20 protein-coding genes are annotated in these 21,893 nt (G+C 44.0%); 17 read left to right on the top strand and 3 right to left on the bottom strand.

Annotated elements, in window-relative coordinates; all coding sequences use genetic code 11:
• Nucleotides 1-139: 139 nt before the first annotated feature.
• The 13 genes from ACHUFQ_RS13105 (at nucleotide 140) to ACHUFQ_RS13045 (ending at nucleotide 15,765) form a co-directional block, all read left to right on the top strand.
• Entirely contained in the window at nucleotides 140-2,107 is a 1,968-nt protein-coding gene (locus ACHUFQ_RS13105; RefSeq protein WP_394176169.1) for an ATP-dependent DNA helicase, read from the top strand.
• Nucleotides 2,108-2,812 carry a tRNA (adenosine(37)-N6)-threonylcarbamoyltransferase complex dimerization subunit type 1 TsaB gene (tsaB, locus tag ACHUFQ_RS13100; protein WP_394176168.1) on the top strand — a complete coding sequence of 235 codons (705 nt, stop codon included), beginning with the start codon at nucleotides 2,108-2,110 and terminating at the stop codon, nucleotides 2,810-2,812. It begins immediately after the preceding gene.
• Between the two features lie 132 nt (nucleotides 2,813-2,944).
• Nucleotides 2,945-3,607 carry a M50 family metallopeptidase gene (locus ACHUFQ_RS13095; protein WP_394176166.1) on the top strand — a complete coding sequence of 221 codons (663 nt, stop codon included), beginning with the start codon at nucleotides 2,945-2,947 and terminating at the stop codon, nucleotides 3,605-3,607.
• Nucleotides 3,604-4,485 carry an alpha/beta hydrolase gene (locus ACHUFQ_RS13090; RefSeq protein WP_394176164.1) on the top strand — a complete coding sequence of 294 codons (882 nt, stop codon included), beginning with the start codon at nucleotides 3,604-3,606 and terminating at the stop codon, nucleotides 4,483-4,485. Before ACHUFQ_RS13095 ends, ACHUFQ_RS13090 begins: the two co-directional genes overlap by 4 nt.
• A gap of 338 nt (nucleotides 4,486-4,823) precedes the next feature.
• Nucleotides 4,824-6,479, top strand: a complete 1,656-nt coding sequence (gene fadD / locus ACHUFQ_RS13085) for a long-chain-fatty-acid--CoA ligase FadD (protein ID WP_394176162.1) — start codon at nucleotides 4,824-4,826, stop codon at nucleotides 6,477-6,479.
• Nucleotides 6,480-6,661: 182 nt separating this feature from the next.
• Complete coding sequence (rnd, locus tag ACHUFQ_RS13080) at nucleotides 6,662-7,804, top strand: ribonuclease D (protein ID WP_394176161.1); 1,143 nt, start codon at nucleotides 6,662-6,664, stop codon at nucleotides 7,802-7,804.
• A gap of 469 nt (nucleotides 7,805-8,273) precedes the next feature.
• Nucleotides 8,274-8,552 carry a YcgL domain-containing protein gene (locus ACHUFQ_RS13075; protein WP_394176160.1) on the top strand — a complete coding sequence of 93 codons (279 nt, stop codon included), beginning with the start codon at nucleotides 8,274-8,276 and terminating at the stop codon, nucleotides 8,550-8,552.
• A gap of 14 nt (nucleotides 8,553-8,566) precedes the next feature.
• Nucleotides 8,567-9,610, top strand: coding sequence for a lytic murein transglycosylase (locus ACHUFQ_RS13070; RefSeq protein WP_394176158.1), 1,044 nt, complete (start codon nucleotides 8,567-8,569; stop codon nucleotides 9,608-9,610).
• Between the two features lie 56 nt (nucleotides 9,611-9,666).
• The gene (locus ACHUFQ_RS13065) at nucleotides 9,667-10,203 is read left to right on the top strand and encodes a YcgN family cysteine cluster protein (RefSeq protein ID WP_394176156.1); all 537 of its coding nucleotides are present in this window, start codon (nucleotides 9,667-9,669) and stop codon (nucleotides 10,201-10,203) included.
• A 14-nt stretch (nucleotides 10,204-10,217) separates the two neighbouring features.
• On the top strand, nucleotides 10,218-11,018 hold the full coding sequence (locus ACHUFQ_RS13060; RefSeq protein ID WP_394176155.1) for a tRNA-uridine aminocarboxypropyltransferase: 801 nt from the start codon (nucleotides 10,218-10,220) through the stop codon (nucleotides 11,016-11,018).
• 469 nt (nucleotides 11,019-11,487) lie between these two features.
• Nucleotides 11,488-12,486: a TolB family protein gene (locus tag ACHUFQ_RS13055; protein WP_394176154.1), complete on the top strand. Its 999-nt coding sequence runs from the start codon at nucleotides 11,488-11,490 to the stop codon at nucleotides 12,484-12,486.
• A 129-nt stretch (nucleotides 12,487-12,615) separates the two neighbouring features.
• A complete protein-coding gene (locus ACHUFQ_RS13050) occupies nucleotides 12,616-13,206 on the top strand; it encodes a hypothetical protein (protein ID WP_394176152.1) in 591 nt (196 codons plus the stop codon).
• Nucleotides 13,207-13,626: 420 nt separating this feature from the next.
• Entirely contained in the window at nucleotides 13,627-15,765 is a 2,139-nt protein-coding gene (locus tag ACHUFQ_RS13045) for a S9 family peptidase (RefSeq protein WP_394176151.1), read from the top strand.
• Nucleotides 15,766-16,150: 385 nt separating this feature from the next.
• On the opposite strand, the gene ACHUFQ_RS13040 is transcribed toward ACHUFQ_RS13045, so the two are convergent.
• Complete coding sequence (locus ACHUFQ_RS13040) at nucleotides 16,151-16,672, bottom strand: gamma carbonic anhydrase family protein (protein WP_394176149.1); 522 nt, start codon at nucleotides 16,670-16,672, stop codon at nucleotides 16,151-16,153.
• 215 nt (nucleotides 16,673-16,887) lie between these two features.
• Between ACHUFQ_RS13040 and ACHUFQ_RS13035 the strand changes: the two genes are divergently transcribed.
• The 4 genes from ACHUFQ_RS13035 to rsuA all read left to right on the top strand — a co-directional run bounded on the left by ACHUFQ_RS13035 (nucleotide 16,888) and on the right by rsuA (nucleotide 19,087).
• A complete protein-coding gene (locus tag ACHUFQ_RS13035; protein WP_394176148.1) occupies nucleotides 16,888-17,193 on the top strand; it encodes a PilZ domain-containing protein in 306 nt (101 codons plus the stop codon).
• A 59-nt stretch (nucleotides 17,194-17,252) separates the two neighbouring features.
• The gene (locus ACHUFQ_RS13030; RefSeq protein ID WP_394176147.1) at nucleotides 17,253-17,921 is read left to right on the top strand and encodes an AAA family ATPase; all 669 of its coding nucleotides are present in this window, start codon (nucleotides 17,253-17,255) and stop codon (nucleotides 17,919-17,921) included.
• Nucleotides 17,908-18,261, top strand: a complete 354-nt coding sequence (locus tag ACHUFQ_RS13025) for a ribbon-helix-helix domain-containing protein (protein WP_394176145.1) — start codon at nucleotides 17,908-17,910, stop codon at nucleotides 18,259-18,261. Before ACHUFQ_RS13030 ends, ACHUFQ_RS13025 begins: the two co-directional genes overlap by 14 nt.
• Before the next feature lie 127 nt (nucleotides 18,262-18,388).
• Nucleotides 18,389-19,087, top strand: coding sequence for a 16S rRNA pseudouridine(516) synthase RsuA (gene rsuA / locus ACHUFQ_RS13020; RefSeq protein ID WP_394176144.1), 699 nt, complete (start codon nucleotides 18,389-18,391; stop codon nucleotides 19,085-19,087).
• Nucleotides 19,088-19,204: 117 nt separating this feature from the next.
• On the opposite strand, the gene ACHUFQ_RS13015 is transcribed toward rsuA, so the two are convergent.
• Nucleotides 19,205-21,436, bottom strand: coding sequence for a TonB-dependent receptor (locus ACHUFQ_RS13015; RefSeq protein ID WP_394176143.1), 2,232 nt, complete (start codon nucleotides 21,434-21,436; stop codon nucleotides 19,205-19,207).
• Between the two features lie 166 nt (nucleotides 21,437-21,602).
• Complete coding sequence (locus tag ACHUFQ_RS13010; protein ID WP_394176141.1) at nucleotides 21,603-21,893, bottom strand: DUF1244 domain-containing protein; 291 nt, start codon at nucleotides 21,891-21,893, stop codon at nucleotides 21,603-21,605.

Genomic DNA, 21,893 nt, shown 5'->3' with positions numbered 1-21,893 from the left:
CTCTGCAATCAAAGCCTTGTCTAAAAGCCTTTAAATTCTCACTGAGTGAGCAATAATTTAATGGGATTGGTATTATCTTTCGAGACGATACGCTTTTGGTTATACTGGCGAGAATGATTGCCTCTTATGCGTTTTAACAATGACAACAACAAAATCCGTATCCCAGGCGTTCTCGTCAACGGGACCATTGGCAAAAGCGATAAACGGCTTTAATCCGCGCCAGGCGCAGCTCGATATGAGTTTGGAAGTTGAGCAGGTAATCGCTGACAAAGAGACGTTACTGGTAGAAGCCGGAACAGGAACCGGAAAAACCTTTGCTTATCTGCTCCCTACATTTCTAAGTGAGCAGAAAACCATTGTATCTACGGGTACTAAAACTCTTCAGGAACAACTGTTTCACAAAGATTTACCCTTGGTGAAAAAAGCCCTTGGTAGCAAGTTAAAAATTGCCCTGCTAAAAGGTCGAAGCAATTATCTGTGTACCTATCGTCTCGAAGAAAATTTTTCGTCTCAACCTCATAAACGCCGTCAGGCAGGGGTTCAACTTGATGCCGCAGCATTAGCAGATTTGGTTAAAATTAGACAGTGGTCAAGTCATACCCAATCGGGTGATATTGGAGAGTTAACCGACGTTGCGGATGACTCCGCGATTTTCACTCAGGTGACGTCCACCTCAGATAATTGTCTTGGACGACAGTGTCCGGATTATGAAACCTGTTATCTGGTGAAAGCGCGGGAACGCGCTATCGAAGCCGATGTGCTGGTCGTCAATCATCATTTGTTTTTCGCCGATTTGGCACTCAAAGATACCGGTTTTGGTGAGCTTATCCCAGCGGCACAAACCATAATTTTTGATGAAGCCCATCAAATTCCCGATATCGCTACAGAATATTTTGGGCAAAGTTTTTCTTCCCGCCAGTTGCTGGATTTAGCCAGTGATTGCCTGCAGCAATACCGGGTTGAGTTAACCGATGTGAAACAGCTCGGCAAAGCGGCTGAAAAGCTGCAGCGCTCGGCGGCGAATTTTCGTCTGCTATTTGGGCAAAATCCTGAACGGGGGGATTGGCGACAACGACTGCGCATGACGACGTTTTCTCAGGGGTTTAGCCATGTCGTTGATGATTTAACGTTTTTATATGAGGTGTTAAAGCTGTGTGTGTCGCGAACCGAAGCTATCGATAATTGCTTCGAGCGGGCCACGCAGCTTTTGAGCCTGTGCGATTTAATGCAGCAGGTGGATAAACCCGGCACTAGTCTATGGTATGAAACCACCCGTCGGCATATCACCTTGCATTTAACGCCATTAAGTATTGCCGATAAATTTTCTGATGTTGTCGAGAAAAGCGATAGTGCCTGGGTGTTTACCTCAGCGACTTTGGCGGTTGATGGCCAGTTTGAACATTTTTCAAAACAATTAGGACTGAGCAGTGCTCGCAGCATGCTATTGGATAGCCCATTTGATTACCAGCAACAATCGTTGTTGCTGGTGCCCAGATACTTACCTGAAGCGCACGCTCATAATCGCGCTCAGGCATTGGTTGATGTTGCCATGCCGTTGATTCGAGCCAGTAATGGACGATGCTTTATGTTGTTTACCTCCTACCGGATGTTAAATCAGGTGGCGGAAATATTAGCGGAGTCCATCGATAACCCATTGCTGGTGCAGGGACAAATGGCGAAAAGAGTCCTATTGGACCATTTTATTGAGCAGCCAGATTCGGTATTATTGGCGACCTCGAGTTTCTGGGAAGGTGTTGATGTTCGAGGTGATAATTTAACCTGTGTTATTATTGATAAATTACCCTTTGCATCGCCAGATGATCCATTATTACAGGCGAGAAGTCAGGATGTGAAACGTCAGGGCAAAGAGCCATTTGCGCAAATCCAATTACCGCAGGCGGTTATTGCGTTAAAGCAGGGAGTGGGGCGATTGATTCGTGATATCGACGATCGCGGCGTAATGGCAATTTGTGATTTAAGATTAGTGAATCGGCATTACGGACAAGTGTTTTTGAACAGCTTGCCTGATATGCAGCGCACCCGGGAACTGGATCGCGCGGTAACATTTTTAGAGGCGATTAACCGCCAAACAAAAGAGAGAAATTGAGTGAACTATCTGGCCATTGATGCTTCAACAGAAGCCTGTTCTGTCGCCTTACAATATCAAGGCAAGACCTTTTGCCGCTACGAACTGAGTCCGCAATCGCACAGCAAGTTGTTGTTACCGCAGGTGGATGAAGTGTTAAACGAAGCGGGTGTTAAATTGAACCAACTGGATGGTTTGATGTTTGGTCGTGGGCCTGGCAGCTTCACCGGTGTTCGAATTGGGATTGGCGTAGCTCAGGGCTTGGCTTATTCCGCAAATTTACCCGTTATTGGCGTATCCACATTACAAACCATGGCTCAACAGGCTTTTGAACAAACCAAAACGACAATTGTTGTTGCAGCCATTGATGCCCGGATGTCCGAAATTTACTGTGGCGCCTATAAAGCCGATGACAATGGCATCATGCAACCATTGGCCGCGGAGCAAGTATTTTCGCCGCAACTATTGGCGGAGAAACTTAACCAATTAAATATCAATCACCATGAAGTGGCGGGTGTCGGTTCCGCCTGGCAGGCGTATCACGAAGCCCTGGCGGAATGTCAGTTAAAGCGTATTGATGAGCAAGTTCGTTTTCCCCAGGCCCAATACATGCTAGCCATTGGAAGCAAAGATTTTGCCGATGGTCAGGGTGTCGAAGCGGCGTTAGCGCAACCGGTATACGTTCGTGATACGGTTACCTGGAAGAAACTTCCAGGCAGGGAGTAAGCCAATACTCCAACCGGATCAGCGTCAATCAGCATAGAGATCGTTTTAAGTCATTAGCATAATTGACCGGGACAGGGGCAAACGATAATGGCTCCGCCCCAATTGAATGTATAATAAACAACAGGTAGTACTATGGCCGCAAAATCTGGCTGGTTACCCTTACACAATTTCTGGCTATTGGTGGTGATCGCTTTGTTGCTCAGCCAGATCCCAATTCTGAGTATCCCTTTTCAATGGCTGGAAAGCTTTTTTCATGAAATTAGCCATGGTCTGGCGGCATTGCTAAGTGGAGGGCGAATCATCCGTATTCAGTTATTTGCTAATGGCGCGGGACTGTGTACCAGTGCTGGTGGCAATTCGATTGTCATCGCCTTTAGCGGCTATGCTGGCGCGGTATTGTTCGGCATGCTGATGTACCTTGGCGCGGGCGCTCATCGTCAGGGGGCAAAACTCATCAGTTGGGCTTTAATCGCACTGATCGTTTTGACCTGTGTGTTATGGGTTAAAGACCTGTTTACGATACTCATTTGCCTGGTTCTTGCTGCCGTTTTTGGTTTGAAACTGGCATACAGTCGCAGTACTTTTCTTGCACCTTTGTTAAAGATAATCGCTTTAATTGTGATGTTAAACGCGTTGCAAAGCCCATGGTATTTGTGGTCAACGCCGCAACAAAGCGATGCCTATTTGTTGGCACAATATACCTTTATTCCGGGGTTTGTGTGGATATTGATCTGGTTGGCAATGGCGGTTTGGGCATTACTATTTTTAGGGCGACGTAGTCAGGGAAGCAAATGATGACAATATCCGAAAAGGTTTACAGGCTAAATACACGAGTTGCAGACAAACCTTTTGAACTTGCGGCATTAACAACAGGAAATCCGCAAGGGCAAGTCGTGCTTTGTTTGCATGGTTGGCTGGATAATGCCGCCAGTTTTGTACCATTGATGGAATCTCTTCAGCAAGCTGACTCACCATTGTTGGAGCAATTCTTTTTTGTTGCGATTGATTGGGCTGGGCACGGATTGTCATCCCATCGGTCTGCTGATGCCCACTATTACTTTACCGACTGGGTTGACGATCTTTATCAACTTTTAGAATCTCAAAATTGGGATAAGGTAATACTACTGGGTCATTCCATGGGGGCGATGGTGGCCAACCTATTTACTTCGGCATTCAATGAACGGGTTACGTCCTTATTTCTTATCGAAGGCATTGGCTTACTGCCGATGGCTGAACATCCCTCGAAACAATTACGAAGCGGTATTTTAAGTCGACAGAAAACCCGTATGAAAAGCCGACATCAAAGCCTTGAAGCGGCCATTCAGGCTCGTATTAATGTGTCGGACCTTGCTTACCCCCAGGCTAAGTTATTAACAGAGCGAAGCATGAAACAAAACGGACAAGACTATCAATGGTTATCTGATCCGAAAGTGCGCAATACGTCGGTGATTCGTTATTCATTGGCTGAAGTCGAGCAAATCATTGCCCATATTGAATGTCCAGTTACCTTATTCTTTGGTGACTCAGGATTTGAGTCGGTACAAAAAGGCATTGCTCACTGGCAATCCGTTTACCGACAGTTGCAAAGTGTTAATCTTAGCGGCGGTCATCATGTTCACATGGAAGATGTGGATACTCTGGCGCAGTATTTAACAAAATATTTACTCTCCTGACCCTTGCGGGTTAACGCTTTGCTGATTTTATGACCGAGCAATGACAAGAATGTAAAAATTTCTGGTCTTACCTCTTGCTTTTAACCCCCAGTGTGGAATCATAGAGCACTTTCGTTCTTAAGCAGAGCCTGCACACAATTCGACTATAATTGAGCTAACTTAATTCTTATCTGTGCCTTGATTAAGGTTTAATAAGTGTTTCAGCTCATCTGCGATTTAGCTGCCTGCGACAACAATAATGATACGGCATCGAAGTTGGGTATTACCGCATAGCGAGTGCTTGATTAAAACAAATTCAGATAATAAACGATGCTCTGAAAAAAGTTAGGAGAAGTGTTGTGGAGAAAATTTGGCTTGAAAAAAGTTATCCTCCCGGAGTACCAACGGAAATTGATGCGGATAAGTATCAATCTTTAGCGGAATTATTCAATAAATACAGTCAGCAGTATGCCGATAATACCGCATTCATCAATATGGATGTGAAACTGTCTTATCGTGAATTAGCTGAACAAGCCACGGCTTTCGCCGCCTATCTGCAACAAGATTTGGGCTTAAAAAAGGGCGATAAGTTAGCCATTATGGTTCCTAACACATTGCAATATCCGATTGCCTTGTTCGGTGGATTGTTGGCCGGTTTAATTGTGGTCAATGTTAATCCTTTATACACCGCACGGGAATTAAAGCACCAACTCAATGACTCTGGAACCAAAGCCATTGTTATCATTGAAAACTTTGCTAAAACCCTCGAAGACGTGATTAGTGAAACGCCTGTTGAGAAAGTGATTTTAACGTCACTGGGCGATCGCCTTGGGTTCTTAAAAGGCAATTTGGTTAATCTGGTGGTTCGCCATGTTAAAAAAATGGTGCCGGCGTTCCAGCTTGACAATACCATCAGCTTTAATCAAGTTCTGGAGAAAGGCGCTAAGCTCGATTTTCAACCGGTCGAAATTATTGGCGACGATCTCGCCTTTTTACAATACACCGGTGGTACAACCGGCGTGTCAAAAGGCGCTATGCTCACCCATCGCAATATGATTGCGAATCTTGAGCAAGCGAAAGGCGTACTTGGGCCAATGCTGGAAGATGGTAAAGAGTTGGTAGTCACTGCGCTACCGCTCTATCATATCTTTGCGTTAACCGCGAACTGCATGCTGTTTGTCACTCTCGGTGGTAGCAACCTGTTAATCACCAACCCAAGAGACATGCCTAATTTCATTAAGGAATTAAAAAAGTACAAGTTTACGGCGTTAACAGGGGTTAACACCTTGTTCAATGGCTTGCTCAATACCGAAGGGTTTAAAAACCTGGACTTTAGTAGTCTGAAGATTTCACTGGGTGGCGGTATGGCGGTTCAACAACCGGTCGCGGAACGTTGGCAGCAGGTAACACGTACCCGATTACTTGAAGGTTATGGTTTAACCGAATGTGCGCCTTTGGTAACCGTGAGCCCATACAATCAAAAAGCCTATAACGGCACTATTGGTTTGCCTGCACCGTCAACGGATGTAAAAATCGTCGATGAACTGGGTAATGAACGTCCGCTAGGTGAAGCTGGCGAGATGATTGTTAAAGGCCCACAGGTAATGAAAGGGTATTACAACCGTCCGGAAGCCACCGATGAAGTGCTCAAAGACGGTTGGTTGTATACCGGAGATATCGCCCTGATGGATGAGCTAGGGTATTTTAAAATCGTCGATCGCAAGAAAGATATGATCATCGTTTCAGGTTTTAATGTATTCCCGAATGAAATCGAAGAAGTGGTGATGATGCATCCTGATATTGTTGAGGCTGCTGCTATCGGTATCCCGCATGAGGTTAGTGGTGAAATGGTGAAAATATTCGTCGTCTCGCGCAATGCGCAATTGTGTGAAAAAGATCTAATTAAGCACTGTAAACAACACCTCACCAATTACAAGGTTCCTAAACTGGTCGAATTTAAAGATGAATTGCCAAAAAGTAATGTCGGTAAGATATTACGCCGGGAACTTAGATAGTCTCAGAAAATTCCGGCTATTGAGGCAAATGGTGAAACCCAAGCGTGGCGTCAGTTAGATACTGACCCCACGTTTTTTGCTTTTTAAGCCTGTGATTTATTTTAGATTATTGATAACATATTGGTTTTGGTGGATGTTGTCTGCCGTATTAATTGCCAATCTACCAAGCCCCCGGAGAAACTGTGCAAGCTGAATATATACAAGATCAATCCGCCCTGGATGCCTTTTGTGGATCCGTGACACCTGACTGCGTTCTTGCCATCGACACTGAATTTGTTCGAACCCGTACATTATTTCCGAACCTCGGACTAATCCAGGCCAGTGATGGCAATCGTTTAGTGTTAATCGATCCGCTTGCCGTTTCTGATCTTAGCCCGTTTTGGCAGCTGCTTGAATCTCCTGATATTTTTAAAATAATCCACTCTTGCTCTGAAGATCTTGAAGTATTTTTACACGCAGGTAATTGCCAACCCATCAATATGTTGGATTCGCAAATTGCCATGGCATTTTTGGGACACGGCCTGTCATTAGGTTATGCCGCTATGATCCTCCACTATCTTGATATTGAACTGGATAAAAGTGAATCCCGCACCAATTGGCTAAAAAGACCGTTATCTGACAACCAATTGGTGTATGCCGCGGCTGATGTCCGTTATTTGCATCAGGTAAGTGGTCAGATATTGCAAGAACTTGAAACCGCAGGCTGGTTTGAGCAGGCAATGCAAGACAGCGCCCGAATGATTGAGAAAAAATTTCAACCGGTGCAACCTCAATCCCTGTATCTGGAAAGCAAACAGGCATTTCGATTAGATGCGATGCAGCTGTCAATATTACAGCAATTGTATGCCTGGCGTTATCAATTAGCGGTTAAGCGCAATCTGCCATTAAACTTTATTGCCAAAGACAATACACTACTAACCTTAGCGCGCCGTAAGCCGAACAATGTTGGCGCCATGGCAAGCTATGAAGGCATTGATATACTCGATGTTCGTCATCAGGGAAAGGCGATGTTAGCTGTGATCAGAAATGCCCTGAAACTTCCCCCGGAACACCTGCCAAAAACCATCAGCCGCCTCGATAGTTACCCGGGTTATAAAAACATTTTTAAAAACTTAAAAACCTTCCTGACGAAACTGGCTGAACAACAACATCTTGATTTACCGGTTGTTGCCGGAAAAAAACACATGAATCAGTATTTAAGCTGGTTTTGGCAGCTTAATGAACAACATTTACATCCTGAACAGGTCGAATTAATAAATGGCTGGCGTGGGGAACTTTTTAAGGAAGATTTGCTCGAATTCTCAAACGGGGGATTTAAACTTTAACAAACATCCCGGTTCAGGAAAGAAAATCATCTTCAGCGATTCAAAACCGGAACGTTTGTGTGTCATTTACAATAGCTAAGATTGTTGCAAAACCTGATCGATAACTAGCGATAATATAAACGCCAACGATATCAAGTAAGACGTTGGCCTGACTGGCGTTGCGTGGTATATTGCCCAGCTAATACCAATCACATTAAGTTTGTGCACAACTCAGAGTTAGGGCAGAGGTTCAGTTACCACATAGATTTTATTGATATAGTCATTCTATATTAATGAAATATAGGGCCGTAAATGGACCTCTGATAAACTCCCTACGGGTGAGTTTTAAAGGCATTTATCCTGCGTTACTGATTTTGACAATGGAATAACCATTCTCTGCAATCAAAGCCTTGTCTAAAAGCCTTTAAATTCTCACTGAGTGAGCAATAATTTAATGTGATTGGTATAATTTCTAGCTGGTGTCTGAATTATGATTTGTGCAATTTATCGAAGCCCCAAGAAGCCACAAACCTTCTTGTATGTAATTAAACGAGACGATTTTTCTTCAGTACCTGAAGCATTGCTAACCACGTTTGGAACGCCACAGTTGGTAACCTTGGTAAATTTGTCAAACCGAGATAAACTGGCAATAGCAGATATTGAAAAAGTAAAAACTGCGCTTTTGGATAAAGGCTTTTATTTGCAGTTACCGCCCCCAACCGAAGACTTATTAAAACAGCACAAAGCTGATCAATTATCACAACAATAGTTAAAGGGGTTGCTATGTTCTCAACAAGCAAGATTCGTCGATTTATTTTCCTTTCCGCAATTTCTTCTGCGTGCATTTCTAATGTGGCGTTTGCTCAAAAGCAACTTTCTGAAGAAGGATTTAACCAATACGTTGAAACCTTAAAAAAAGAAGCTGTCGATAAAGGTTTTAGCCAGACATTAATCGATTCCGCATTCGCAGATATCACATTCCATCAACGCGCAATCAAAGCGGATAAAAACCAACCGGAACGCGTGGAAACACTGGAAACCTATTTGCCCGTTCGCGTGTCCGACTGGAAAGTAAAAAAAGCCAAAGAAATGATGAAAACTCATCAGGCTGAACTGCAAAAAGTCGGTAAAGCATACGGGGTACAGCCGCGCTTTATTGTCGCTTTATGGGGGCTTGAGTCAAACTTTGGTAACATTACGGGTAGCTACAACGTTGTATCGGCGTTAAGTACGTTAGCCTATGAAGGGCGCCGGGAAAGCTTCTTTAAAAAACAATTAATGGATGCCTTGACGATATTGGATCAAGGCCATATCAAACCTGCGGATATGAAAGGCTCATGGGCAGGTGCGATGGGGCATAACCAGTTTATGCCGAGCTCATTTTTAGCCTATGCGGCAGATGGTGATGGCGACGGTAAAAAAGATATCTGGAACAATACTACGGATGTTTTTGCTTCAATTGCCAATTACTTAAAGTCGGTAGGCTGGGATGATTCGATTACCTGGGCCAGACAAGTAACACTGCCGGACGATTTCGATTATTCATTGGCCATCCCACAAAATACCGGAGGGCGTTCGAATTGGTTAAAAGCCTGGAAGCGTACAGAAATGTCGCTGGCCGATTGGCAAAAAGCCGGAGTAAGACGATTTAATGGTCAGGATCTACCGAACGTTGATATAACCGCGGCTATGGTCTTTCCGGACGGGGAAAAAGGTCGCGCGTATCTTGCCTATGACAATTATAAGTGCCTGATGCATTGGAATCTGTCCTATTATTTTGTTACCAGTGTGGGCCATTTGGCTGATCGCATTAAATTTAACCCGTAGACGCGAAGACCGCTGTCGGTGAATCGCTCTTTAACGGGTGTATTTGGACATATATTTTGAAGAAAACCTTAGCGCCAGAGTTTTGGACGCAAAAAACTCTGGCAGAAATGGATCGTAACGAATGGGAAGCCATTTGCGATGGTTGTGGAAAATGTTGTTTACACAAAATTATCGAAGACGATTCGGATGATGAACACATTGAAGAACACGAGCCGGTGGAATCTTTAAGTCCGACCGATTACATTCGTGATGGTGAAGAGCTACTTTACACTAATGTGGTGTGTCATCTGTTAAATGACAAAACCTGCAGCTGTTCAAAGTACAGTGAAAGAACCCGTCTTGTCCCTGATTGCGTTCAATTGACCCAAGATAACTTGCAGGACATATTCTTTATGCCGCCGAGCTGCAGTTATCGTCGCTTGCATGAGGGCAGGGGCTTACCGTCCTGGCATCCTTTATTGAATAAAGGCAAAAAATCCGCCATGCATAAAGCCGGTATGTCGGTCAGAGGCAAGGTGCTTAAGGATAGCGAAGTGGATATTCATGATTATGAAGATCATCTGGTAACCTGGCCATTAGACGATATGGATTAATCAGTCGCGACGCCATGATTCCCGATACTTATCCTCATGCGGTTCACAAACTCTTTCACTATCGAAAATCCATCAGCACCCGACCTTTCAATGCCCGGGGCTCGGGCGTTGACCGCTGCCAGTACTGTCGCATTGATGTTCAATATTGTATCTGTGACCTAGTAAGGCCGCAATCAGCGAATGCCAGCTTTGCGTTGTTAATGTATGACGATGAGGTCTTAAAGCCCAGTAACACCGGGCGATTGATCGCTGACATTCTACCCGACACCCAAGCATTTTTATGGCATCGTACCGAAATAGCAGAAGGTTTTCTGGCGTTATTAACGTCCGAGCAATATCAGCCGTTCCTGGTGTTTCCCGAAGAATATGCGGTTGAGACGCAACCGGTTCTCGATATTCAGGAACTTAGTAAAACATCAGCCAAACCTGGCTGCCATTCTCCAAGGCCTTTGTTTATCCTGCTTGATGCAACATGGCGACAGGCACGGAAAATGTATCGTAAAAGCCCGTATTTGCATCAGATCCCTATGCTCTCGATACCCGCAGAATTAATGCACCCTAACGTTTTAGCCCCGTCTGACTGTTCCTCTGAAATTTTGTCTCGTTATCATGTGCGTACAGCCCAAAAAGCTCAACAACTGGCGACTGCAGAAGTGGCTGCCAGAATTCTGCAGCTATCGCAAAACAAGCAAGCCGGTGATGTGTTGAATTTGTGGTTTGATGTGTTTAGCTATCGATATCAATGCGGCGTTAAACAGACAAACCTTGGCAATGCCAATGCGGTTAAACGCTACCTTGACTACTTAAACGCATGATTATTGGTTGTTATACCAATCACATTAAATTATTGCTCACTCAGTGAGAATTTAAAGGCTTTTAGGCAAGGCTTTGATTGCAGAGAATGGTCGCTCCATTATCTCAAAATCGGTCAAAATCAGTAACGCAGCATAAATGCCTTTAAAACTCACCCGCAGGGAGTTTATCTTAAGGTCCATTTACAGCCCTATATTTCATTAATATAGAATGACTATATCAATAAAATCTATATGGTAACTGAACCTCTGCCCTAACTCTGAGTTGTGCACAAACTTAATGTGATTGGTATTATTGATTCTCCTTACCATTAGCAGCGTTGTATTAGTGCGGTATTAAAAACGCGGATGTTATTCTCTTTGTGGATAGCAGTTGGTGGTCTCTAACATTACGTCCGTAACAATATTGACAATGGAAAGTGAACAGGCGACAGTTAACTGAATTTTCAATCGGTTAAGGATGTCATCAATCATGAAATTTGCCGCGAGCTATACCCCTTTACTTTTTATAAAACCCTTTTGTAAAAAGCTTAATTGTTCTTTAGCAGCGATGGCGCTAACACTAACCGTTTCTGCGGGCGCACGGGCAGAAGATGACATTTATCTGGTTAATCTAACCGATGATAAAGTCAGCCATGTGGCAAATATCACGCAGCGTCCGGGTTACGATAACCAGCCGCACTTTACCCCAGATTCCAAGGCGTTGTTATTTACCGCCATGTTTACGGTTAAGCAAGAAGACGAAACGACTCAGCAAACCGATAGTATGCGATATGACCTAGGCACGGCGCAATTAACCAATCTGACCAACTCCGCCGCCAGCGAATACTCGCCGACAGTAACGCCAGATGGAGAGCACTTTAGTGTGATCCGGGTTGGCAGTGATGGCCGACAACTGCTTTGGCAATACCCTTTGAACGAGACGGGAGCGGATGCAAAGGCAAAGGGCTCATCGTTATATCCAGAATTGTTTGATGTTGGTTATCATGTTTGGTTAACCGACGATGAATTATTGTTGTTTGTATTGGGTGAACCGATGCAGTTACAGCGTGCCAGTATTGATGATAAAGAGTCTCATGTTGTGGATATGAATATTGGCCGAACATTGCGAAAAATTCCAGGTACCGAGCTGTTTAGTTATAACAAAGAACATGGGCAGGGATGGCAGATGTATATCTATAACCCAGAGCAAAAAGCAACCCACGCAAATATTAACCTTCCCTCTCAAAACATGTATTACGCCTGGCATATGGACGGTTCGTTGTTAACCGCGATTGGTAATAAAGTTTATCAGGCAAAAATCGATTTAACCCCAACACCGGAAGCGGTTACCTTAAAACAACCAAACGTCAGTGGCGTGAAATGGGCTATCTGGCAAGATTTTTCGAAGGACTGTGACGGCAATATTACCCGAATGGTGATGAGTGAGGATCAACAGCACTTTGCTTTTGTCTGCAATACGGAAAAATAGAACATTTCAGGTTGTTGCTTGTCGCTTTAACTCTTCATAATCAGAAGTGTTAGCGCCACTAAGGGTAGTTGCTTCAAAATAGCCATTACTATTTGAGCCGACTATTTTGTTAACGAGGAGGTTTTGTACGTGAAGACGCAATATTTATCATTTTTTACACTGTTAATGGTTAGTGTTTTTATCAACGCAAAAGAGCTTGATGGTTCACGCCAGCCTACCGAAGCAGACTATACCAATGGTGAGAAATGGGTATGGAAATACAAAGGGGTAACGACATCTGGTGAGGTACGCGCCGAAGGTACAGATACCAAAAAGATTGTCAGCCAAAATGATGGCCTATACATGGTCACTCAGCATGCCGTTATTCCCCTTGCCGAGATTGTTCAGCCAGTTGCAAGTAAAACGCCTCGGTATAGCTGGCCTTTGCATGTCGGTAAAAAATGGAAATTTGAAGAGCACTGGACCAGTGAAGACGGTACGAAAGGCTCAACGGTACAACATGCCGAAGTTTTATCCTTTAAGAAGGAAACGGTTGAGGCTGGAACGTTCATGGCTTATACCATCAAATACCAAGGTAGGGTATCAAACTCACGGGGATTCAGTGCTGATACGGAAGATATTCACGTGTATGCCCCCAACTTAAAAACCTTTATCAAATTGACACAGTCACAAGGTGATTATGTCTACGTAGAAGAGCTGATTGAATATACCATTGAGTAGATGTGAACAAGGTTACTCATGTTCACCAATACTGAGATTTCAACCGATGGACGCAACACAAGGATTTAATCGTTCTGCACGTGTCTTATACCAATGCCATTAAGTTTTTGCACAGCTCAGAGTGAAAGCAGAGGTTCATTTGCAACATAGAATGTGAAAAATATCCAATTTGTCAGTGGGTATGACCTGCTGAATATCAATAAAAGGAAAGGATATCGTTACGTCGAAAACTCATTAAAAAATGTATAACGACATGCTTTATACGGGTTTAAATTTTGAACACTATAATTTTTCAATCAATCTGATTTTCTTAACTTATTGTTTTTTATTGAATAATATTGTTCTTTATATGTTGATTTCTGTAAACGTTTATTATTTACTAAATCTAATATTGTCAATAGGTTAAGATGGAATTTGAAAATGAAGAAAGTCGCTTTGTTACTACTGCTGTTGTATATATCAGGTTGCAGTGTTGATCATGACGTTAAGGAAAATCCTGTGGATGAGGGTCAAGTAGTCGCACCTATTGCTAAGAAAGTTCCAAAGAAAATTCAGGTTCATGGTGATGAGCGCATTGATAATTACTACTGGTTACGTGATGACACACGTTCTGAGCCTGAAATTCTTGCGCATTTGCAAGCCGAAGAAGATTATGCCATGGCAAAATTGGCACACACGCAAGAGCTACAAGATTCCTTATATAAAGAGATGGTCGGGCGCCTTAAAAAAGATGACTCATCTGTACCTTACACGAAAAATGGATATACCTATCAAAGCAAATTTGTCACAGGTGGGGAATATCGTATTTATAGCCGCACCAAGATTGGCGAAACTCAGGAGCAGGTATTATTAGATGAGAATAAACTTGCTGAAGGCAAAGACTATTACGCCACGGGCAGTTTATCCGTAAGCCCTGATAACCAACTTCTGGCCTATTCAGAAGATTTGTTAAGTCGTCGCGTCTATACCATCAAGTTCAAAAACATTCATACGGGTGACACTTTTGACGATGAGCTTACCGGTACCAACGGGCAAATCATTTGGGCGAATGATTCTAACACTGTCTTCTACACCAAAAAAGATCCGCAAACCTTGTTAGGTTTTCAGGTGTATCGTCACACCCTCGGAACTAAGCAAGAAGACGATGCGTTGATGTATGAAGAAAAAGATAAGTCGTTCTACACCTGGATTGGTAAATCACTAGACGACCAATACATTGAGATTTTCCATAACAGTACGGTCAGTCTTGGTGTGTCATTACTTGACGCCAACAAACCTGAGGGTGAGTTTAAGCTGGCGCACGCCATTGAGCGAGATTTGGAATATAGCGTCAAGCCGCATGGTGACGACTTTTACATCCTTACTAATTTAAATGCCAAGAACTTCAAAATATCGAAAGTGGCGAAAACTGATTTGCCTGACAAAAGCAAATGGGTGGATGTAGTTGAACATCGTGATGACACTTTGATTTCAGGATTTTTGGTACTCAAAGATGCATTGGTATACACCCAACGCAAAAATGGTTTAATGGGCCTTCGTGTAATGAATTTAAATAGCGGTGAATTCGCGCCTGTTGAGTTTGATGAATCCTTATATTCTGTTTTCTTGCAGTCCAACGTTGATTTTGAAGCAGACTTTGTTCGTGTTGGTTATCAAAGTATGACCACACCTCGTTCTGTTTATGATATCAGCCTCGATTTAACATCGATTGAATTGAAGAAACAGGATGAAGTGGTGGGCGGTTATGATGCCAAACAATATCATTCTGAGCGCGTTATGATGAAAGCGCGAGACGGAGCTGATATTCCAGTGAGTATTCTTTATAAAAAGGATCAGTTTAAAGGTGATGGCAACAATCCATTGTTGCAATATGGCTATGGCTCTTATGGTTCAACCATTGACCCATTCTTCAGAGATTCGGTAATTAGTTTGGTCGACCGTGGTTTTGTGTATGTTGTTGCACATGTTCGTGGGAGCTCTATGTTAGGCCGTAAATGGTATGACGAAGGCAAACTGCTGAACAAAAAAAATACCTTTAACGACTTTGTTGATGTCAGCCGTGAATTAGTTAAAAGTAAATTTGGCTCGAAAGATAAAATCTTTGCAATTGGTGGTAGTGCAGGTGGTTTGTTGATGGGGGCTGTGATTAACCAAGCACCTGAACTTTATCGTGGTGTGGTGGCGGCGGTACCATTTGTTGACGTTGTGACCACCATGTTGGATGACACCATCCCTTTGACCACCAATGAGTACGATGAGTGGGGCAACCCTAACGACAAGCAATACTATGATTACATGTTGTCTTATTCGCCTTATGACAACGTAGAAGCAAAAGAGTATCCAAACCTTTTGGTAACCACGGGTTTGCACGATTCACAGGTACAATACTTTGAGCCAGCCAAATGGGTCGCCAAATTACGTGAGAAAAAGACTGACAATAATGAATTGCTATTTCATATTAATATGGAAGCAGGGCATGGAGGTGTATCGGGTCGATATAAACGTTACAAAGACCAAGCGCTTATTTACGCGTTTTTGATTGATTTATTAGAGCCGTAATTTTTCCTAGCGATTGTGAGCGGTGCGAGTAAGAAGGAATAGCAGCGTTCGTTCTTGAACCATGCGTTATCGATAAAAAAGGTCGGCAAATGGCTATGGATTCAACTGGTGAGTGCAACGCTATCCTTAAATCGCTCAGTGTTGAGGTGACAGATTCCCTGTCGTGGCAGGGAATGACGCAGTTTTTTGGGGCTTATACCAAGGTTTCATACAATGAAACCTTATCCACGCCAATGCGTTTTTCGCATTATTCCGCCATTACGATTTATCGTAACCTCCACTCAAAGAAACGTGTGTCTTTCTTCATCTCGAAGAATTTCCAAATCAAGTTTGGAATGGCGCCAAGCGGGTGCGCTTTTTCCGAACCCTGAAACCTGCCGTCTGCTTACTTAAGAGACTTCAACCCCGCTTTATACCGCTTCGCATTATTGACATAGTGACTAGCACCAGCTGCAACTTGGCGCTGTTGGTCTTCATTCAATGTTTTGACGACTTTTGCCGGTGAGCCTAGCACGAGAGAACCATCTGGGATTTCCATATTTTCGGTGACCAGAGCATTGGCACCAATCAAACAATTTTTACCGATTTTTGCGCCGTTAAGCACTACGGCATTGATACCCACTAAACTGCCATCGCCGATATTACAGCCATGGAGCATTACTTTGTGGCCGACCGTTACGTTTTTTCCTATGTTCATGGCAAAGCCCGGGTCGATATGCAATACACTGCCATCCTGGATGTTACTGCCTTCACCGATGATGATGGCATCGTTGTCGGCCCTGATCACTACGTTGAACCAAACCGACGCATCAGCCTTTATGGTGACATTACCGATTACGGTGGCATTGTCTGCGATAAAACAGGAAGCGTCGACTTGCGGTACTAAGGCATCGAGTTGATAAATCATAGGGTTCCTTAAAAGCCTGGGTGAAATGTATTTGTTGTTGATAAGGGCAAGATCTGCGCCGTAAATAGCAACGAGCATCTGAAATACCCGCTGCATATTGCATCTAATTAAATATAAATGGATTTTTTATATTTTTACCATGTTACTCGATGTTTGTAATTCAATTGTTAATTTTGTTATATTGGCGTTACCTGATTTAGATAAAAGGAATAAAAATGTCTAACTCTGAGCAAGATGTTTCTGAACGCCGTCAATATTTCCGTATTGATATGGAGTATGAAACCGTCGACTTGTTATGGCGAGACGAAGAAGGCCAGGCCCACAAAGTAAAATCGGTTTGTTTGGATTTTTCCCGGGGTGGACTTCGTATTGAACACGAATTTGCCATTGCTGTTGATACCGAAGTTAGTATTTGTTTTCAGGCTGATCACCCTGAAAGTCAAACACTAGTCTCCAGAGTTGTGCGTTGTATCGAGTTAACGGGTAATCGTTTCTCGATTGGCCTGCAAATGGTTGACTAACCCTCTATTTTTTAGCCCCCACTAAAAATGTATTCTCTCAATTACAAGGAATTAAACTCATGATTGTTCTGGTTGGTGGTGAAAAGGGCGGCAGCGGAAAAAGCTGTCTGGCTCAAAATATAGGTGTTTATCTCGCCAAAGAAAAAAATGCCAGTGTATTGATCGCCGATTGCGATCCACAAAGAACGACTTCAGATTGGATCCAGGCCCGAAATAATGATCCCGATCTGGTTACCATCAATTGTATTCAGTTGTACGGTAAAATCCGCAACGATTTATTAAGCCTGAACGAGCACTACGATTATGTGATTGTTGACTGTGGTGGTCAGGATAACCTGGCGCTCAGGGCGGCAATGTCGGTTGCCGAGCACGTGCTTATTCCATTGCGACCAAAGCGTCGCGATATAAAAACAGCTCCGCATATGGAAGATATGCTCAGTACCTGTAAAATGGTGAATCCAAAGATGATTGCATCTTTTGTTATCACCCAATGTCCATCATTACCGAATCAGGCAGGGCGGATCATTGAAGCCAAAGAAGTTTGTTCGTCTTACGGCATCAACGTATTGGACGCGGTAACCTATAACCGCAATATATACGATGATTCGGAAGAGAAGGGAACTTCTGTATTTGAAGCGGAACCTAATGGCAAAGCAGCCGACGAAATTCGAGCCATCGCCAATGAGTTCTTATCTATTGAGCAGGAACTGAGCTATGAGTTTAGCTGATCTGAAAAAGCAGGAAAAACCTAAGGCAAAAATGAGTTTTAGTGTCGACGATTTTATCGAAGATGCCAACAATTATGCCCAGGGGAAACCGCAAATTGTCAGCGCCGAAGCGAGTCAGCAAGCAGAGATATTTAAAAAACGGTTTGCAGAGGATAATCACTGTGAAGAGGGGAAGCCATTTAAACATGCTACCTTCACACTCAGTGACGATGCGATAAAGCAGTTAAACGAGCTATCCGAGCAGACCCATATTCCCAAATCTCGTTTATTGCGAATAATGGTGAATGACTTTTTTTTCAATGAGAATCCCAACAAGTTATTTCTCTCTGAAATAAAATAGCACTGAGTGATTCGTTTTCGCGCACGATGGCCATAAATTTACGGATGCTGGCTTTAGTGGCCGGTAATGGGGTGTTAAACTTAAGCTTTTCACCCTGTTGCCAGATATTAGGCCTGATGCTGTATTTATGCGTTTAGATAAATTTATTTGCCGCTGTACCGAATTGACCCGTTCCGAAGCGAAAAAGCTCCTCAAGCAAGGGGAAATTCGAGTCGCTGGGGATATCGTAAAAGACCCTGGATTTCAGGTGTATCCTGAGTCCGACGTTACCCTGTTTGATAATCCGTTGAGCTTTGAGCAAGCTCGCTATTACATGCTCCACAAGCCGCAGGACTGTATTTGCTCGAACATTGACGAGCTATACCCATCGGTCCTGCATTTCCTCGACGTTGATCGTGCGTTTGATTTGCATATTGCCGGCAGGCTCGATGCCGATACGACCGGGTTGGTATTGATCACCGATGATGGCCAATGGTCTCATAAAATAACCTCGCCGAAAAAAGACTGTGCTAAGCGCTATCGAGTACAAACCTCTAAAGACATTCCTGCTAGTGCCGTACAAGCCTTTGCTGATGGCGTGCAGCTGCAAAACGAAGCCAAGCTTACCAAACCGGCAATTCTCGATATTCTTTCGCCCCGGGAAGCCCTGCTTACGATCAGTGAAGGTAAATATCATCAAGTAAAGCGTATGTTTGCCGCCATTGGCAATCGAGTCATTGGTTTGCACCGGGAAAAAATAGGCGAGATAGAGCTGGACAGCTCTCTTGAACAAGGCCAATGGCGTGTGCTTAGTGAAGAGGAAATCGCTTCGGTATCGAAATCCTGATCCGGTGCAAAGGTTAATTTACTCGCTACAGCAAGAACACCACTATCACAACTACCAAGGCATTAATGTGCACTTAAGGTGTTTAGACTGTGCCTAAGGGATCCGCGATAGCGCACATTACAATGCGTAATTCATCTGAACAAAGAAACGTCGGTCTAAGCCTGGGAAGTATCTGTCCTGGGTAAATACCGTATAATCTGCGCGCTCGGCATACGCCGTGTTTAACAGGTTGAGTCCCTTGAGCCCAACACGCCATTTGTCAGAGAGTTGCCACTGATAATAGGCGTCCACCAGCACGTGTCCCGAATAGCGATGTAAATTATCGATATCGGTGTAATAGCCACCCATGTGGCTGACCGACAAGGCAATGCTTTGATTGTCATTGGCTTGATAGTTTAAGCGCCAGCGCCCAAATTCTCGAGGAGCTGTATCCATGTCATTGCCGTTGATATCGTTATTTAAACCTTCGGGGTTATTGCTATAGGTATGTTTAGCAAAGGTATATTCAAGTTGGCTTTGCAAAGCATCAGTCAGGTCGTAAGACCAGCTAATTTCCAGCCCCTTATGATCGGTTTCCCCACCATTTCGGGTGAATTGCTCACTGTCTCGAAAAATCACGTCATGTTTGTGGTAATAATAACCCGACAGATTGAATTGGTGCTTATGCCAGTCGCCTCGCCAACTTAATTCCAGGCCTTTAATATGTTCAGAATCCAATTCGCTGACCGATTGTTCGCCCTGTAAACGATACAACTCACTCACTTGTGGTGGCCGGAAACCTTGATTGACGCTAAGCAGCCATTGCTGTTGTTGATTAAGTTGATAAATCAGGCCTAAATTCGCCGATATATCGGTAAAGCTATCAATGGAATCTTGTGGTCGGGTGTAACGGCAGCCGCCAAATCCGCAAGGGTTACCTTGTTCATCGACGCGGCCGCTATTCATGCGATTGTCATAATCGTAGCGGGAGTACTCGGCTCTTATCCCGGTATTTAATTGCAACCTTGGTGTTAAGGTTTTTTGTATTTGCACAAAAGCGCCGCTGTTGACGGTACGAACTTGAAAATCGTACTGTTTGCCCTCGGGGATAGTTGCCACTAAAAATGCTGAGCCCTGAGTCGGCGAAAATTGTTCTTGTCGCAATTCAATGTCGGCGATATCAACGTCCAAACCGTAGTTTAGGCTACCTAACGTGTCACTTTGCCACTGATTTTGCCACAGGGTGCCCAGGCTGACGTGTTGATTGGTTTCCAATGGTTTTCCTGGTAGGAAATGCATTAAAAATTCCATCTCCGATACCCGGGCATAAGGGGTTAACTGTCCGAGATTTTCTAATTGATATTGCTGGCTAATGCGGGCAGCAAAGATATCCCGATACGCTTCTGGATTCGGATTGCTGCGAGCGATTTGCTCGTCTTTGTAACAGTCTTTACCGGTGATATATCCCGCGGTATTCTGATTAAGATTGATTAACGTCAGGTGAGTCGTTTGCAGGAGATCCTGAGCATCCCCTTGGTAGGCGACGCTAATTTTTTGCCAGTCAACCTGACTGTCGTCTCGGTAACCGTCTTCATGAAATAAGGTGGTGGTCGTGGCAATATGATCACCTGCGGTTTTTAATCCCAACCGGGCATGGCCGTATTCGCCAAGTTGCAGCGCCAGAGCTTCGGTCTGTGCGACCGAGGCAGGGTTGATAACATTGATTGCGCCATGCAGAGCATTACTGCCATAAAAGCCATTTCCCGGGCCTTTTTGAACCTCAATAAGCTCCGCTTGCTCATGATGGGATTCAATCAAACCATTGACGTTACAAAAACCTGCCGGACGTAGTGGCACACTATTTTCGAGCAGCAATATGGCGCCACAGGCTCCGCTTCCGGTAAGGACGGGTGAACGAATGGCGCTTAAATATTCCTGACCGCTACCGCGATTCAGGTTCACCCCAGAAACACCATTTAATAGTTGTTGAATATGACTAATGGTTTCCCGGTCAATCGCCTCTTGATCCAGACGCTGCACAGTAAGCTGCGTGTCACGAACTTTTCCTTGCTGGCGATTAGGGGTAATTACCAGGGTATCCAGGAGTCCAATCTCAACCTTATTTTGCTCAGCAGCGCGCTTACTTTCTTGCTTGCTGCTTTGCTCGCTGGCTGGTATGCCAGTGAGTCGACCATTTTTCGATTCAACCGAATCTGTGCTGATTGGTGTTGCGATGTCCGGTTTATTAGCGGGCGCTTTATTGCTAGCTTGGTTGGCATTAGCTTCTAAGGCATCAGCATTGCTAATAAGGGACATACAGGCAAAAGCGGTAGTGGTTAGCAGGGTATTTGATAAAATTTTTATTCGCATTGTGATTTGGGCAACATACTGGTTCGAAACAACTGCCCAAATAATTGCCGTTCAAACGGGCAGGGCAATGAAGGACATGCCCGGATACGTAACTTACGTTAACAAGGATCAGGGCAAACGACATAGGCTATCACGTTTTTTAACGTGTGATGGGTTATTGCGATTGTTATTTTGCGCGTTGTAATTGTGCAAATTTGGCTTTTTGCTCTTCGGTCGCCGGCAACTGGTGCTTTTCTTTCCACTGTTCATAAGGCATGCCATAAACCGTTTCACGCGCTTCATCGAGGTCCATAGTTACCCCAAGTTGTTCAGCTTCTGCGACCATCCATTTCGAGAAACAGTTACGGCAAAAGCCCGCTAGATTCATTAGTTCAATATTTTGCACGTCTTTGCGATTGTCCAGATGTGCCAGTAAGCGACGAAAAACGGCTGCTTGAATTTCGGTTGTTTTGTCCAT

The sequence above is a fragment of the Thalassotalea litorea genome (assembly GCF_043642205.1).
Taxonomy (GTDB): Bacteria; Pseudomonadota; Gammaproteobacteria; order Enterobacterales; family Alteromonadaceae; genus Thalassotalea_A; species Thalassotalea_A litorea.
Note: the sequence above shows the minus strand (reverse complement) of the source record. Positions and strands in the feature narration are given on the sequence as shown.

Excerpts from the sequence above, each read along its gene's own strand:
- ACHUFQ_RS13105 (WP_394176169.1), top strand. The coding sequence starts at position 140 with ATGACAACAACAAAATCCGTATCCCAGGCGTTCTCGTCAACGGGACCA.
- ACHUFQ_RS13095 (WP_394176166.1), top strand. The coding sequence starts at position 2,945 with ATGGCCGCAAAATCTGGCTGGTTACCCTTACACAATTTCTGGCTATTG.
- ACHUFQ_RS13090 (WP_394176164.1), top strand. The coding sequence starts at position 3,604 with ATGATGACAATATCCGAAAAGGTTTACAGGCTAAATACACGAGTTGCA.
- ACHUFQ_RS13075 (WP_394176160.1), top strand. The coding sequence starts at position 8,274 with ATGATTTGTGCAATTTATCGAAGCCCCAAGAAGCCACAAACCTTCTTG.
- ACHUFQ_RS13070 (WP_394176158.1), top strand. The coding sequence starts at position 8,567 with ATGTTCTCAACAAGCAAGATTCGTCGATTTATTTTCCTTTCCGCAATT.
- ACHUFQ_RS13060 (WP_394176155.1), top strand. The coding sequence starts at position 10,218 with ATGATTCCCGATACTTATCCTCATGCGGTTCACAAACTCTTTCACTAT.
- ACHUFQ_RS13055 (WP_394176154.1), top strand. The coding sequence starts at position 11,488 with ATGAAATTTGCCGCGAGCTATACCCCTTTACTTTTTATAAAACCCTTT.
- ACHUFQ_RS13045 (WP_394176151.1), top strand. The coding sequence starts at position 13,627 with ATGAAGAAAGTCGCTTTGTTACTACTGCTGTTGTATATATCAGGTTGC.
- ACHUFQ_RS13040 (WP_394176149.1), bottom strand. The coding sequence starts at position 16,672 with ATGATTTATCAACTCGATGCCTTAGTACCGCAAGTCGACGCTTCCTGT.
- ACHUFQ_RS13035 (WP_394176148.1), top strand. The coding sequence starts at position 16,888 with ATGTCTAACTCTGAGCAAGATGTTTCTGAACGCCGTCAATATTTCCGT.
- ACHUFQ_RS13030 (WP_394176147.1), top strand. The coding sequence starts at position 17,253 with ATGATTGTTCTGGTTGGTGGTGAAAAGGGCGGCAGCGGAAAAAGCTGT.
- ACHUFQ_RS13025 (WP_394176145.1), top strand. The coding sequence starts at position 17,908 with ATGAGTTTAGCTGATCTGAAAAAGCAGGAAAAACCTAAGGCAAAAATG.
- rsuA (WP_394176144.1), top strand. The coding sequence starts at position 18,389 with ATGCGTTTAGATAAATTTATTTGCCGCTGTACCGAATTGACCCGTTCC.
- ACHUFQ_RS13015 (WP_394176143.1), bottom strand. The coding sequence starts at position 21,436 with ATGCGAATAAAAATTTTATCAAATACCCTGCTAACCACTACCGCTTTT.
- ACHUFQ_RS13010 (WP_394176141.1), bottom strand. The coding sequence starts at position 21,893 with ATGGACAAAACAACCGAAATTCAAGCAGCCGTTTTTCGTCGCTTACTG.